Below are 13492 nucleotides of genomic sequence, written 5' to 3' on the forward strand. Positions count from 1 at the left end.
TGCGGAAGGGCCCGCCCGGTGACACCGGGCGGGCCCTTCCGCATGCGAGTACGGCCGTCAGTTGTGGCCGAACTTCTTCTCCTTGCGCTTGTGCGCCATGTCCATCGGGCTCGGCGCCGAGGAGGAGGGCATCGACTCGGTCTCCGAGGTGCCCTTGGTCGGATCCTGCCCCGACCGGGGCTGCTGCTTGGCGGGCTGCTTCTGGTTCTTGTTCTTGGCCATGGTGGAGCCTCCGTGAGGGTCTAGGGGCCAGGACCGCCTTCACACTCACACAACGCCAGAAACCGCGCATTTTGGATCATTACTGCGCGTAGCCGAGGCCCTCCGCCCCGTCTGTCGTGAGATCCGCCACGCCGATGATCGAGTTCCGGCCTTCAACGCCCTTGGGGTCGGGCAGACTCGGGGAACCGCCGCAAAGCACAGAGGACCCCCAGGGAAGAGGGTGGAACGCGTGGACCGCTGCGTCGTCCTGGTGGACGCCGGCTACCTGCTGGGTGCCGCCGCCAGCCTTCTCGCCGGGGAGCCCTCCCGCTCCCGGATCACCATCGACCATGCCGCCCTCATCCAGGGCCTGCGCGAGCGGGCCGAGGCCGACACCGAGCAGCCCCTGCTGCGCATCTACTGGTTCGACGGAGCACCCGACCGGGTGCCCCAGCCCGAACACCGGCGGCTGCGCGTCATGCCCCGCGTCACCGTCCGGCTCGGCGCCCTGACCCGCAGCGACGGCCGCTGGGCGCAGAAGGGCGTCGACGCCGCCATGCACGCCGAGCTCACCGAGCTCGCCCGCAACCGGGCCTGCTCCGACGTGGTCCTCGTCACCGGCGACGGAGACCTGCTGCCCGGCCTGATGTCCGCCAAGGAGCACGGGGTCGCCGTCCACCTGTGGGCCGTCCAGGCCGCCGACGGGGACTACAACCAGTCCGAGGACCTCGTCGCCGAGGCCGACGAACGCCGCGTCCTGGACCGGGCCTGGATCACCCGGGCCGTCCGCGCCAAGGACCTCACCGGACTGTGCTCCCCGCCGCCCGCGCCGCGCCCCGACATCGCCGCCATCCTCTCGGCCCCGCTGCCCGAGGCCGCGCTCGCCGAGGCCGCCCGCAACGGCGCCGCCGCCACCGGGGAGGAAGACCGCGACGGGGTCCCCGTACCGCCGCCCGCCACCTCCGGGGGCAAGCCCGTACCCACGCCCAAGGACCTCGCCGGAGCCCTGCGCGCCACCGGCCAGCAGAACCACCCCCAGACCGGGCCGAGCGGCGCCCACGCCCCCGCCAGCGCCCTGCGCTGGTCCTCCGACAAGGGCTGGGTCGACCGGGCCGGACCGCTGGGCGAGCCCGCCGAGACCGCCTCTCTGCCCACCCTCGCCCAGCTCACCAGCGCAGAACAGCGCTGGGCCGACCGCGAGGAGGACATCACCACCGTCGGCGGCGACCCGTTCGAGGTGGGACAGGTGTTCGCCCGGCGCTGGATGGAACGGCTCCCGGAGACCGTGCACCTGCAGAAGCTGGCCACGATGTACCCGCGGATCCCGCACCGGATCGACGGCGAACTGCTGCGCTACGCGGCCCGGTTCGGGCTGCTCGCACACAAGGACGACCAGATCGACGAGCACGACCGGTACGCCATCCGCGCCGGGTTCTGGCGGGAGATCGACGTCCGCGCCGCCGCCGAACACGTGGCCGCCGTACCGGCCTCCGCGCCCGGAACCGCACCCGCCGACCTCGCGGCCCCGCTGACCCCGACGGCCGAGTAGGGCCGGGAACCCCGTAGGCTGCTCCCTCGTGAGTACGGGCACAGCACAGGCGCGAGAAGGCACGGCAGCGGCCGCGGGAGCGGCGCCGGACGTCATCTGCGCGGTGCGTGACCTGGTCAAGACGTATCCCGCGGTACGCGGCCGGCGCGGGGCTCCCGCCCTGCCCGAGACCCGAGCCAACGACGGGATCTGCCTGGACGTCCGGCGCGGCGAGATCTTCGGACTGCTCGGCCCCAACGGCGCCGGCAAGTCCACGCTGGTCCGCCAGCTCACCGGCCTGATGCGGCCCGACTCCGGATCGGTGACCCTGCTCGGCCACGACCTCGTGGGCCACCCCGAGCGGGCCTCCCGGCTCCTCGCCTACCTGGGGCAGGAATCCACCGCCCTGGACGAGCTCACCGTGGCGCTGGCCGCCGAGACCACCGGACGGCTGCGCGGACTCGACGTCCGCTCCGCCCGCGCCGCGCGCGACGCCGTACTGGAGGAGCTCGGGCTGACCCCGATCGCCGGACGGCCCCTGAAGAAACTTTCCGGCGGCCAGCGCCGCCTCGCCTGCTTCGCCACCGCACTGGTGGGGGAGCGGCCCGTACTGGTCCTCGACGAGCCCACCACCGGCATGGACCCGGTCGCCCGGCGGGCCGTGTGGTCCGCCGTCGACCGGCGGCGCGCGCAGCACGGCGCGACGGTCCTGCTCGTCACCCACAACGTCATCGAGGCCGAGACCGTCCTCGACCGGGTCGCCGTCATCGACCAGGGCAAGGTCATCGCCTGCGACACCCCGGCCGGACTGAAGGCCACCGTCTCGGGCGAGGTCCGGCTGGAGCTGGTGTGGCGCGAGGGGGCTCCGCTGGAGGTCCCGGAGGTCGCAAGGCTGCGCGACCGGGCCGTCGAGTCCGGGCGCCGCTGGGTGCTCCGGTTGGCGCCGGACGAAGCCAGGGCGGCGGTGGCCTCGGTCACCGGAAGCCCGGCCTTCGCCGCGCTCGACGACTTCACCCTGGCCACCCCCAGCCTGGAAGACGTCTACCTGGCCCTCGGCGGCAGGACGAAAGGGCTGGTGAAGTCGTGAGCGACCGTTCCACGGGGGCCGTCCGGGCCGTGCTCACGCCCGATGCCGTGCCCTCACCCGCCGCGTCGCCCGCTGCGGACACCGTGCCGGTGGCCGCCGACGGCCGGGCACCGGCACCGCAGCCCGCGCCGCTGGCGCCCCGCGCACGCTTCTTCCCCTCCCTGGCCGCCGTCTACCGGGCCCAGCTGTCCCGGGCCCGGGTGGCCCGGATCCCGCTGCTGTTCGTCGCCACCTTCCAGTCCGTCGGGATCATGATCCTGATGCGGGGCGTGGTCGACGGGGGCTCGGAGGCCCGCGCCGTCGTCGCCGGCTCCTCGGTGCTCGTCGTCGCCTTCGTCGCCCTGAACCTGCTCGCCCAGTACTTCGGGCAGCTGCGGGCCGGCGGCGGGCTCGACCACTACGCCACCCTGCCCGTGCCGCCCGCGTCGGTGGTCCTGGGCGCGGCCGCCGCGTACGCCTCCTTCACCCTGCCGGGGACCCTGGTCACCGCCGTCTTCGGCTGCCTGCTGTTCGGGCTGCCGATGAGCGGGCTGTGGATCCTGGCCGCGGTGGTACCGCTGGCCGGGGCCGCACTGGCCGGGCTCGGCGCGGCACTGGGACTGCTGGCACCGCGCCAGGAGCTGGCCACCCTCGCGGGACAGCTCGGCATGTCGGCGGCGCTGCTGCTCGGGGTGCTGCCGCCGGAGCGGATGCCGGACGTGATCGTGTGGGCCCGGGACCTGCTGCCGTCCACGTACGGCGTCGAGGCGTTCGCCCGTACCTTCGCCCCCGAACCGGACTGGGCCGCCGTCGTCTTCGACCTGGGCGTGTGCGGGGCCGTCGGAGTCCTCTCGCTCACCGTCGCGACCTGGGCGTACCGCCGGGCGGCCGTCCGCTGACACGGTCCGCCGACGCCGCCGCCGGGCACACCTGGCACGATGTGGGGGTGACCGAAGCCGTGACCCCGCCCTCCCCCCTCGACCCGACGTCGCTCCCGCCCGAGAAGCGGGGAGCCGCCGCCGGGGCGATCACCCCGGAGGACGTGCGGGACGGGGCCGTCGTCGCCCTGATCCTCGGGGCGGCCGGACTGCTCCTCGGCCTGCTGTGGCTGTGGCTGGCCCCCCGGGTGCAGTACGTCTCCAACGGGGAGGCCGTGTTCCTGCGCAACAGCGAGAGCGAGGCGCGGATCGCCTCCGACGGCACCTTCTTCCTGCTGTCGCTCGGGCTGGGCGTGCTCAGCGCCGTCGCCACCTTCCTGTGGCGCCGGGCCGGCGGTGTGCCGCTGGTGATCGGGCTGGCGGTCGGATCCGTCTTCGGAGCGCTGGTGGGGTGGCGGTTCGGGCTGTGGCTGGGGCCGACGTCGGACCTGGTCGCGGCCGCGAAACAGGCGGGCAAGGGGGTTCCGTTCGACGCGCCGCTGGAGCTGCTCGCGCACGGGGCGCTGCTGGCCTGGCCGATGACCGCCGTGCTGCTGCATCTGGGGCTGACCGCGTTGTGGACGCCGCGGGATCCGGATCCCGAGCCCGTGTACGGCTGGTCGGGGTACTACCAGGCGCCGCCGCCCGCCGACGCGGCGCCGTCGGCCCCGGAGGCCCCGCGCGCCTGACCGTGCCGGGCGCTGCCCGGACCCGCGCCTCAATCGCCGGCGGGGCTGAGAGAGCGTGGCTCCGCCCCGGACTCGCGCCTCAATCGCCGGCGGGGCTGAGAGAGCGTGGCTCCGCCCCGGACTCGCGCCTCAATCGCCGGCGGGGCTGAGAGAGCGTGGCTCCGCCCCGGACCCCGCGCCTCGAACGCCGGCCGGGCTGAGAGAGCGGCGCTCCGCCCCGGACCCCGCGCCTCGAACGCCGGCCGGGCTACGCGCGGGCGATCGGGGCCAGGGTGGCGGCCGTGAGGGTGGTCAGGTCCGACGGGGAGAGTTCGATCTCCAGGCCGCGGCGGCCCGCCGAGCAGCAGATCGTGGGGTGCGCCGAGGCCGAAGTGTCGATCACCGTACGCAGCCGCTTGCGCTGCCCCAGCGGGGAGATGCCGCCGAGGACGTAGCCCGTGGTGCGCTCCGCCAGGGCCGGATCGGCCATCGCCGCACGCTTGCCGCCGACCGCCGTCGCCAGGGCCTTGAGGTCCAGTGATCCCGAGACCGGGACCACCGCCACCGTCAGGACGCCGTCCACGTCCGCGACCAGGGTCTTGAAGACCTGGGCGGGCGAGACGCCGAGCGCCTGCGCCGCCTCCTCCCCGTACGAGGGATGGGCCGGGTCGTGCTCGTACGCGTGCGTCGTGAACGCGACGCCCGCCGCCGTCAGGGCGACGATCGCCGGGGTACCTGCCGCCTGCTTGGACTTCTTCGCCATCGGGGTGCGCTCAGTTCGGGCTCGTCGGGGTACGGGTCAGGTCCACCGCCGGCAGGGACGGGAGGTGGCGGATCACCGCCGTCTCCGTGCGCAGCAGCTTCAGCTCCTCCGCCAGCCGGGTCGCGGTGTCCGGGGCCTGGAGCAGCCGCTGCTTCGCCGGGATGTCCAGCACCGCCGCCGCGGCCACCAGGTAGGAGACCACCGACGGCTCGTCGGGGAGCTCCGCGCCCGTCAGGGACCGCTCGCGGGCCCCGGCCAGCCGCTTCTGGTAGTTGCGGAAGGCCCGCAGCACCCCCTCGGCCAGGACTCCCGCGCCGTCGCCCGCGTCCTCCGGGAGCTCTTCCAGCTCCGCCGTCAGGAAGGGGCCCGAGGCGTCGACCGAGACCAGGCGGACCCGCGTCGTACCGGTCGCCAGGACCTCGAAGCTGCCGTCCTCCCGCTCCCGGACGGTCGCCGCGTCGGCGATGCAGCCCACCCGGTGGAAGGCCTGGATGGGGTCGGGGCCGAAGCCGGCCGCCGGGCCCCGCTCGGGCAGGGACGTCTGGTCCGGCAGGCCGGGTGCGGTCGGCGCGACCTCCCGGCCGTCGCGGATCGCGACGACCGCGAAACGGCGCGGCTCGTCCTCGCCCGTCTTCAGCAGCTCGCGCATCATGGCGCGATAACGCTCCTCGAAGATGTTCAGCGGGAGGACGAGTCCCGGGAACAGCACCGAATTCAGCGGGAAGAGGGGCAGGCGAACGGTGGTCACGAGGCACAGGGTAATCGCCCGGACCACCGAGGGTGTCCGGCGTTTGAGGGGCGGACGGTGTCACGTGCCCGATCCGCCGGACGACCCCCGCCGCCGTCACCCCCGCCGCAGGAGCCGGGAGGCCCCCGCCGCCACCGTCGTGGCCAGGATCCAGCCCATCACGACCAGGCCCGCGGCCCCCCACTGCCAGCCGCCTTCCAGCTTCCACTGGCCCTGCTGGCCGAGGTCGATCACCGGGAGCAGCAGGTCCAGCGCGTACAGGGCGGCGCTCCACTGCGGGTGCTCGTCCTCCTTGATCGCCGGCGGGTGGAGCTGCGAGAACAGCAGCGTCCCCGCCGCCCACAGCACCGCCATCCACAGCGCGGCCCGGCCCGGCCGGTAGCCGTAGACCACCGTCCAGTCCTGCAGGTACCCCCACGCCTTCGGCCCCGGCGGCAGTGTGGCCCGGCGCCGCCGCTGCTTGGCCAGCAGCACCTCGCGGGCGTCCTGGTCCTCGCCGCTGGCCCGCAGTACGGCGGCCAGCCGCTCGTACGGCTCCGGCGAGTACTCGGGAGTCGCCGCCTCCACCCACTCCAGGCGGCGGGAGAGCGGGAAATGGCCCCGGGGTGCCAGGTTCTCGTAGACGAAGCCCTCGATGGACACCCCGCCCGGGCCCGGCCAGCTCGTGGAGGTGTCGACGAGCTTGACCACCTTGGCCCCGGACACCACCACCCGCCCGTGCTCCGGCCGCTCGCCCACGAAACGGAACTCGGGGGTCTGGATCCGGCGCAGGGATATCTCCTGCTCGTCGGTGAGCGTGAACCGGGCGCCGTAGAAGTCGATGGCGTCCCCGAAGCGGCCGTCGTCCAGCCGCAGCCCGCCCCGGCACTCGAAGCGCTGGGCCCGCTGACCGCGCGTGGGCGTCGCCGCCAGCCCGTACGGGGGAGTGGACGAGCCCACGCCCGCCGCGTAGTCCAGCGCGATGGAGGTCAGGTACAGGGTGCGCTCGACCGTCAGCTGCGGGGCGTTCAGTGCGTACCGCCCGTACGGGTTGCGCAGGCGGGCACCGCGCAGGTTCATCGACACGCCGACCTTCGCCCCCCGCAGGCTCATCTCCCCGTACGTCTCCAGCAGCTCGCCCTGGAAGTCCTGCGCGACGGACATCCCGTCCGCGGCGATCGCCCGCCCCTTGTTGTCCCGCTGCACCACGGCCTGGCTGACCAGCAGATCGGTACCGATCTGCGCGTCGGTGAGCCGGATCCCGCGCGCCACCCGGCAGCGCGGCAGGTGCAGATCGCCCTCGGTGTGCAGCCGGGCGGCCTCCAGCCGCGGTATCGCGCAGTTGATCAGGCGCAGCGTGCCGAAGCGGGCCTCGGACAGCTGGATCTCGCTGTCGAAGCGGCAGGACTGCAGCTCCACGTACGGGGCCACCGCACCGCCGGACAGTTCCAGCCGCCCGCTGATCCGCACCCCGCGCAGCTTGAGGGAGGCCACCCGGCCCGGCACCGGCGGCGGCCCGTGCAGCAGCAGCCGGGCGACCACCCGGGCGCGCACGCTGCGCTCGGGCCCCCAGACATGCTCGGCGTGCGGATCGTCCCGGTCGGCGGCGCGGGTGCTGAGATCGCAGATGCTGCCCGTGCGGTACGCGTCCCACATGCGGCGTTCCGAAGCGGTGAGATCCGCCGGTTCCTCTTCCGTGCGCGCCTCGGTCACGGCGGCCCCCCTCCGCTGTCATCTACGTGTAGGGGAACGCTATCGGGCGCCTGTGACATCCGGGGCCGTCCGGGGCCTGTATCAGCCAGTGATACGGGCGGACGGTGGCGCGAAGCGGTCTGAGAGAATTGTGAGGTGATCTCTCGTATCGACCTGCGCGGTGACGCCCTCCCCGAGGGCGGCGCCCTGCGCGACCTGCTGCCCCGTGCCGAGTTCGACGTAGAAGCTGCCCTGGAGAAGGTGCGGCCCATCTGCGAGGACGTCCATCATCGTGGCACGGCGGCGCTGATCGAGTACGCGCAGAAGTTCGACGGGGTCGAGCTCTCGCAGGTCCGGGTACCCGCGGAGGCCATCAAGGCCGCCCTGGAACAGCTGGACCCGGCCGTCCGCGCCGCCCTGGAGGAGTCGATCCGGCGCGCCCGGATCGTGCACCGGGGCCAGCGCCGCACCGAGCACACCACCCAGGTGGTCCCCGGCGGCACCGTGACCGAGAAGTGGGTTCCCGTGGAGCGCGTGGGGCTGTACGCCCCGGGCGGCCGCTCGGTCTACCCGTCCTCCGTCGTCATGAACGTCGTACCGGCCCAGGAGGCGGGCGTCGAGTCGATCGCGCTCGCGTCCCCGCCGCAGAAGGAGTTCGGCGGTCTGCCGCACCCGACGATCCTCGCCGCGTGCGCGCTGCTCGGCGTGGACGAGGTGTACGCGGTGGGCGGTGCGCAGGCCGTCGCGATGTTCGCGTACGGGACCGAGGACTGCCTTCCGTCCAACATGGTGACCGGCCCCGGCAACATCTGGGTCGCCGCCGCCAAGCGCTACTTCACCGGGAAGATCGGCATCGACACCGAGGCCGGCCCGACCGAGATCGCCGTCCTCGCCGACTCCACGGCCGACCCGGTGCACGTCGCCGCCGACCTGATCAGCCAGGCCGAGCACGACCCGCTGGCCGCCGCCGTGCTCGTCACGGACTCCGCGGAGCTCGCGGACGCCGTCGAGAAGGAGCTGGGGCCGCAGGTCGCCGCGACCAAGCACGTCGAGGACCGGATCAAGCCCGCCCTCGCCGGCAAGCAGTCCGCGATCGTGCTGGTCGACAGCCTGGAGGACGGCCTCAAGGTCGTCGACGCGTACGGCGCCGAGCACCTGGAGATCCAGACCGCCGACGCCGCAGCCTGGGCCGCCCGCGTACGCAACGCCGGCGCGATCTTCGTCGGCCCGTGGGCTCCGGTCTCGCTCGGCGACTACTGCGCCGGCTCGAACCACGTGCTGCCCACCGGCGGCTGCGCCTGCCACTCCTCCGGCCTGTCCGTGCAGTCCTTCCTGCGCGGCATCCACATCGTCGACTACACGCGGGACGCCCTCGCCGAGGTCACCCACCACGTGGTGACGCTGGCCGAGGCCGAGGACCTGCCCGCGCACGGCGCCGCCCTGAAGGCGCGCTTCGGATGGAAGGTGCCCACCCAGTGAGCTTCGGCATCGACGACCTGCCCATCCGGGACGAGCTGCGCGGCAAGTCTCCGTACGGCGCCCCGCAGCTCGACGTGCCCGTCCAGCTGAACACCAACGAGAACCCGTACGAGCTGCCCGAGGAGCTCGTACGGCGCATCGCCGAGCGCGTCGCCGAGGCGGCCCGCACCCTCAACCGCTACCCCGACCGGGACGCGGTCGAGCTGCGCACCCAGCTGGCCGCCTACCTCACCCGTACCGGCAAGCACCCGGTCGCGCGCGAGAACGTATGGGCCGCCAACGGCTCCAACGAGGTCATCCAGCAGCTGCTGCAGACCTTCGGCGGGCCCGGCCGCACCGCGCTCGGGTTCGAGCCCTCCTACTCGATGCACGCGCTGATCTCCCGCGGCACCGGCACCGGCTGGATCTCCGGCCCGCGCCGCGAGGACTTCCGCCTCGACGTGGAGGCGGCGGAGCAGGCGATCACCGAGAACGCCCCCGACGTCGTCTTCATCACCTCGCCGAACAACCCCACGGGCACCGCGGTCGAGGCCGAGACGGTCCTCGCCCTCTACGAGGCCGCGCAGGCGGCCAAGCCCTCCCTCGTCATCGTCGACGAGGCCTACGTGGAGTTCAGCCACCGGGACTCGCTGCTGCCCCTCATCGAGGGCCGCCCCAACATGGTGATCTCCCGGACCATGTCCAAGGCCTTCGGCGCGGCCGGTCTGCGCCTGGGCTACCTGGCGGCGCACCCCGCCGTCGTCGACGCCGTCCAGCTGGTGCGCCTGCCGTACCACCTGTCGGCCGTCACCCAGGCCACCGCACTGGCCGCCCTGGAACACACCGACACCCTGCTCGGCTACGTCGAGCAGCTCAAGGCCGAGCGCGACCGCCTGGTCACCGAACTGCGGGCCATCGGCTTCGAGGTCACCGATTCCGACGCGAACTTCATCCAGTTCGGGAAGTTCCAGGACTCGCACACCGCCTGGCAGAAGATCCTCGACCAGGGCGTCCTGGTCCGGGACAACGGCGTACCGGGATGGCTGCGGGTCACCGCGGGCACCCCGGCGGAGAACGACGCGTTCCTGGAAGCGGTTCGCGCACTGAAGAAGGAGCAGCACGCATGAGCCGCATCGGACGGGTCGAACGGACCACCAAGGAGACCTCGGTCGTCGTCGAGATAAACCTCGACGGCACCGGCCAGGTCGACGTCTCGACGGGCGTGGGCTTCTACGACCACATGCTCGACCAGCTCGGCCGCCACGGCCTCTTCGACCTCACAGTCAAGACCGAGGGCGACCTGCACATCGACAGCCACCACACCATCGAGGACAGCGCACTCGCGCTGGGCGCCGCCTTCAAGCAGGCCCTCGGCGACAAGGTCGGCATCTACCGCTTCGGCAACTGCACCGTGCCGCTCGACGAGTCCCTCGCCCAGGTGACCGTCGACCTGTCCGGCCGCCCCTACCTCGTGCACACCGAGCCCGAGAACATGGCGCCGATGATCGGCACCTACGACACGACGATGACCCGGCACATCTTCGAGTCCTTCGTCGCGCAGGCCCAGATCGCCCTGCACATCCACGTCCCGTACGGCCGCAACGCCCACCACATCGTGGAGTGCCAGTTCAAGGCCCTCGCCCGGGCCCTGCGCTACGCCGCCGAGTTCGACCCGCGCGCGGCCGGCATCCTGCCCTCCACGAAGGGCGCCCTCTAGCCGTGAACGGCCTGAACACCATCCTGATCGTCCTCGGCCTGTTCCTGGCCGGGGGCGTCTACTCCTTCCAGAAGCAGCAGATGCCCAAATCGGTCATCATCCTGCTGGCCCTCGCCTCCGCGATGTGCCTCGCCGCCGGAGTCCTGCGAATCCAGGGAATTTGGGAATGAGCGCAGTCCGCCCCACCAAGAACGTCGTCGTCTTCGACTACGGCTTCGGAAACGTCCGCTCCGCCGAGCGGGCCCTCGCCCGCGTCGGCGCGAACGTCGAGATCACCCGCGACTACGACAAGGCCATGGACGCCGACGGACTCCTCGTCCCCGGCGTCGGCGCCTTCTCCGCCTGCATGCAGGGCCTCAAGGACGCCCGCGGTGACTGGATCATCGGACGCCGGCTCTCCGGCGGCCGCCCGGTCATGGGCATCTGCGTCGGCATGCAGATCCTCTTCGAGCGCGGCATCGAGCACGGCGTCGAGACCGAGGGCCTGGACGAGTGGCCCGGCACGGTCGGCCCGCTCAGGGCCCCGATCGTCCCGCACATGGGCTGGAACACCGTCGAGGCACCGGCCGACAGCCAGGCCTTCAAGGGCCTGGACGCCGACGCCCGGTTCTACTTCGTGCACTCCTACGCGGCGCGCGACTGGACCCTGGAGATCACCAACCCGCTGATCCGCGCCCCCAAGGTCACCTGGGCCACCCACGGCGAGCGCTTCGTGGCGGCGGTGGAGAACCGGGCCCTGTGGGCCACGCAGTTCCACCCCGAGAAGTCCGGCGACGCCGGCGCCCAGCTCCTCACCAACTGGATCGAGACCCTGTGATGACCGCACCCACGCTCGAACTCCTGCCCGCGGTCGACGTCCGCGACGGACAGGCCGTCCGCCTCGTGCACGGGGTGTCCGGCAGCGAGACCTCCTACGGCTCCCCGCTGGAGGCGGCCCTCGCCTGGCAGCGCTCCGGCGCCGAATGGCTGCACCTGGTCGACCTGGACGCCGCCTTCGGCACCGGCGACAACCGCGCCCTCGTCGCCGACATCACCCGCGCCATGGACATCAAGGTCGAGCTCTCCGGCGGCATCCGCGACGACGCCACGCTCGCCGCGGCCCTCGCCACCGGCTGCACCCGCGTCAACCTGGGCACCGCCGCCCTGGAGACCCCCGAGTGGGCCGCCAAGGCCATCGCCGAGCACGGCGACAAGATCGCCATCGGCCTCGACGTCCGCGGCACCACCCTCAAGGGCCGCGGCTGGACCAGCGAGGGCGGCGACCTCTACGAGACCCTCGCCCGCCTGGACTCCGAGGGCTGCGCCCGGTACGTCGTCACCGACATCGGCAAGGACGGCACCCTGACCGGCCCCAACCTGGAGCTGCTGAAGAACGTCTGCGCCGCCACCGACCGGCCCGTCGTCGCCTCCGGCGGCATCTCCTCGCTCGACGACCTGCGGGCGCTGTCCGAGCTGGTCCCGCTGGGCGTCGAGGGCGCGATCGTCGGCAAGGCCCTGTACGCCAAGGCCTTCACCCTGGAAGAAGCCCTGAAGGTGGTCTCCGCATGAGCAACCCCTCCCACTCCACGGCCGGCGTACGCCGCATCTCCTCCGGCGGCGCCTACGAGGACGTCATCGGCTACTCGCGCGCCGTGGCCCTCTCCAACGGCCTGGTCCTGGTCTCCGGCTGCACCGCGGCCGACGCGGGCGGCCCGTACGACCAGACCGTCGCCGCCTTCGACGTCGCCTTCAAGGCCCTCGCCCAGGCGGGCCTCGGCCCCGAGGACGTCGTGCGCACCCGCCTGTACCTGACGCACGCCCGGGACGTGGACGAGGTGGGCCGCGCCCACAAGGAACTCTTCGACGCGGTCCGCCCGGCCGCGACCATGCTCATCGTCTCCGGCTTCGTCGACCCCAGCATGGTCGTCGAGGTGGAGGTCGAGGCGTTCAAGGCGGTGGCGGAATGACCCTCGCCGTACGCGTGATCCCCTGCCTCGACGTGGACAACGGCCGGGTCGTCAAGGGCGTCAACTTCCAGAACCTGCGCGACGCGGGTGACCCGGTGGAGATGGCCAAGCTGTACGACGCCGAGGGCGCCGACGAGCTGACCTTCCTCGACATCACCGCGTCCTCCGGGAACCGCGAGACCACGTACGACGTGGTGCGCCGCACCGCCGAGCAGGTCTTCATCCCCCTCACGGTGGGCGGCGGCGTCCGGACGGCCGACGACGTCGACAAACTCCTCCGGGCGGGAGCGGACAAGGTGGGCGTGAACACGGCCGCCATCGTCCGCCCCGAGCTGATCCAGGAGATCGCGGAGCGCTTCGGCCGCCAGGTCCTCGTCCTGTCGGTGGACGCGCGCCGCACGGCGGCCGGGACCTTCGAGGTCACCACGCACGGCGGCCGCCAGGGCACCGGCATCGACGCGGTCGAGTGGGCGCACCGGGCGGCCGAACTGGGCGCGGGCGAGATCCTGCTCAACTCGATGGACGCGGACGGCACCAAGGACGGCTACGACGTCGAGATGATCGCGGCGGTACGCAAGCACGTCACCGTCCCGGTGATCGCCTCGGGCGGCGCGGGCCGCCTCGCCGATTTCGCCCCGGCGATCGAGGCGGGTGCGGATGCCGTGCTCGCGGCGTCGGTGTTCCACTTCGGCGACCTGCGCATCGCGGAGGTCAAGTCCGCCCTCCGCGAAGCGGGCCACCCCGTTCGCTGATCCCGTCTTCCGGGTGCGGCCCGGTCGCCGCGCCTCAAACGCCGGCGGGGCTGGGTT

16 protein-coding genes are annotated in these 13492 nt (G+C 72.9%); 12 read left to right on the top strand and 4 right to left on the bottom strand.

Annotated features, from left to right (window positions below; all coding sequences use genetic code 11):
* Positions 1-57 precede the first annotated feature (57 nt).
* Entirely contained in the window at positions 58-222 is a 165-nt protein-coding gene (locus KO717_RS26445) for a hypothetical protein (protein WP_189736171.1), read from the bottom strand.
* Between the two features lie 220 nt (positions 223-442).
* Here KO717_RS26445 and KO717_RS26450 point away from each other — a divergent pair, with 220 nt between their 5' ends.
* The 4 genes from KO717_RS26450 (at position 443) to KO717_RS26465 (ending at position 4401) form a co-directional block, all read left to right on the top strand.
* Positions 443-1750 (top strand): NYN domain-containing protein, encoded by a 1308-nt coding sequence (locus tag KO717_RS26450; RefSeq protein WP_301371704.1) that lies wholly within the window; start codon positions 443-445, stop codon positions 1748-1750.
* Positions 1751-1778: 28 nt separating this feature from the next.
* Complete coding sequence (locus KO717_RS26455) at positions 1779-2816, top strand: ABC transporter ATP-binding protein (protein WP_301371705.1); 1038 nt, start codon at positions 1779-1781, stop codon at positions 2814-2816.
* 83 nt (positions 2817-2899) lie between these two features.
* Complete coding sequence (locus tag KO717_RS26460; RefSeq protein ID WP_301374766.1) at positions 2900-3694, top strand: ABC transporter permease; 795 nt, start codon at positions 2900-2902, stop codon at positions 3692-3694.
* Between the two features lie 47 nt (positions 3695-3741).
* On the top strand, positions 3742-4401 hold the full coding sequence (locus KO717_RS26465) for a hypothetical protein (protein WP_301371706.1): 660 nt from the start codon (positions 3742-3744) through the stop codon (positions 4399-4401).
* Between the two features lie 247 nt (positions 4402-4648).
* Here the strand turns inward: KO717_RS26465 and ybaK are convergent, their stop codons facing one another.
* The 3 genes from ybaK to KO717_RS26480 all read right to left on the bottom strand — a co-directional run bounded on the left by ybaK (position 4649) and on the right by KO717_RS26480 (position 7583).
* The gene (ybaK, locus tag KO717_RS26470) at positions 4649-5143 is read right to left on the bottom strand and encodes a Cys-tRNA(Pro) deacylase (RefSeq protein WP_301371707.1); all 495 of its coding nucleotides are present in this window, start codon (positions 5141-5143) and stop codon (positions 4649-4651) included.
* 10 nt (positions 5144-5153) lie between these two features.
* Positions 5154-5891, bottom strand: a complete 738-nt coding sequence (locus KO717_RS26475; protein ID WP_301371708.1) for an LON peptidase substrate-binding domain-containing protein — start codon at positions 5889-5891, stop codon at positions 5154-5156.
* Between the two features lie 96 nt (positions 5892-5987).
* Positions 5988-7583, bottom strand: a complete 1596-nt coding sequence (locus KO717_RS26480; protein WP_437184584.1) for an oxidoreductase — start codon at positions 7581-7583, stop codon at positions 5988-5990.
* Positions 7584-7718: 135 nt separating this feature from the next.
* Here KO717_RS26480 and hisD point away from each other — a divergent pair, with 135 nt between their 5' ends.
* The 8 genes from hisD to hisF are packed head-to-tail and all read left to right on the top strand — an operon-like array spanning position 7719 to position 13435.
* Entirely contained in the window at positions 7719-9041 is a 1323-nt protein-coding gene (hisD, locus tag KO717_RS26485; RefSeq protein WP_301371709.1) for a histidinol dehydrogenase, read from the top strand.
* A complete protein-coding gene (locus tag KO717_RS26490; protein ID WP_301371710.1) occupies positions 9038-10147 on the top strand; it encodes a histidinol-phosphate transaminase in 1110 nt (369 codons plus the stop codon). Before hisD ends, KO717_RS26490 begins: the two co-directional genes overlap by 4 nt.
* Positions 10144-10737: an imidazoleglycerol-phosphate dehydratase HisB gene (gene hisB / locus KO717_RS26495; protein ID WP_030009963.1), complete on the top strand. Its 594-nt coding sequence runs from the start codon at positions 10144-10146 to the stop codon at positions 10735-10737. The genes KO717_RS26490 and hisB overlap by 4 nt, the downstream gene beginning before the upstream one ends.
* A 2-nt stretch (positions 10738-10739) precedes the next feature.
* Complete coding sequence (locus KO717_RS26500; protein ID WP_030855494.1) at positions 10740-10907, top strand: hypothetical protein; 168 nt, start codon at positions 10740-10742, stop codon at positions 10905-10907.
* Positions 10904-11554, top strand: a complete 651-nt coding sequence (gene hisH, locus KO717_RS26505; RefSeq protein WP_301371711.1) for an imidazole glycerol phosphate synthase subunit HisH — start codon at positions 10904-10906, stop codon at positions 11552-11554. Before KO717_RS26500 ends, hisH begins: the two co-directional genes overlap by 4 nt.
* Positions 11554-12285: a bifunctional 1-(5-phosphoribosyl)-5-((5-phosphoribosylamino)methylideneamino)imidazole-4-carboxamide isomerase/phosphoribosylanthranilate isomerase PriA gene (gene priA, locus KO717_RS26510; RefSeq protein WP_301371712.1), complete on the top strand. Its 732-nt coding sequence runs from the start codon at positions 11554-11556 to the stop codon at positions 12283-12285. The genes hisH and priA overlap by 1 nt, the downstream gene beginning before the upstream one ends.
* Positions 12282-12683: a RidA family protein gene (locus KO717_RS26515; RefSeq protein ID WP_301371713.1), complete on the top strand. Its 402-nt coding sequence runs from the start codon at positions 12282-12284 to the stop codon at positions 12681-12683. Before priA ends, KO717_RS26515 begins: the two co-directional genes overlap by 4 nt.
* Positions 12680-13435: an imidazole glycerol phosphate synthase subunit HisF gene (gene hisF, locus KO717_RS26520; protein WP_030724523.1), complete on the top strand. Its 756-nt coding sequence runs from the start codon at positions 12680-12682 to the stop codon at positions 13433-13435. Before KO717_RS26515 ends, hisF begins: the two co-directional genes overlap by 4 nt.
* Positions 13436-13492 lie beyond the last annotated feature (57 nt).

Source organism: Streptomyces xanthophaeus, from assembly GCF_030440515.1.
Lineage (GTDB): Bacteria > Actinomycetota > Actinomycetes > Streptomycetales > Streptomycetaceae > Streptomyces > Streptomyces kutzneri.

Coding starts and splice junctions, on each gene's coding strand:
- hisF (WP_030724523.1), top strand. CDS start 12,680: ATGACCCTCGCCGTACGCGTGATCCCCTGCCTCGACGTGGACAACGGC.
- KO717_RS26445 (WP_189736171.1), bottom strand. CDS start 222: ATGGCCAAGAACAAGAACCAGAAGCAGCCCGCCAAGCAGCAGCCCCGG.
- hisH (WP_301371711.1), top strand. CDS start 10,904: ATGAGCGCAGTCCGCCCCACCAAGAACGTCGTCGTCTTCGACTACGGC.
- ybaK (WP_301371707.1), bottom strand. CDS start 5,143: ATGGCGAAGAAGTCCAAGCAGGCGGCAGGTACCCCGGCGATCGTCGCC.
- priA (WP_301371712.1), top strand. CDS start 11,554: ATGACCGCACCCACGCTCGAACTCCTGCCCGCGGTCGACGTCCGCGAC.
- KO717_RS26515 (WP_301371713.1), top strand. CDS start 12,282: ATGAGCAACCCCTCCCACTCCACGGCCGGCGTACGCCGCATCTCCTCC.
- hisB (WP_030009963.1), top strand. CDS start 10,144: ATGAGCCGCATCGGACGGGTCGAACGGACCACCAAGGAGACCTCGGTC.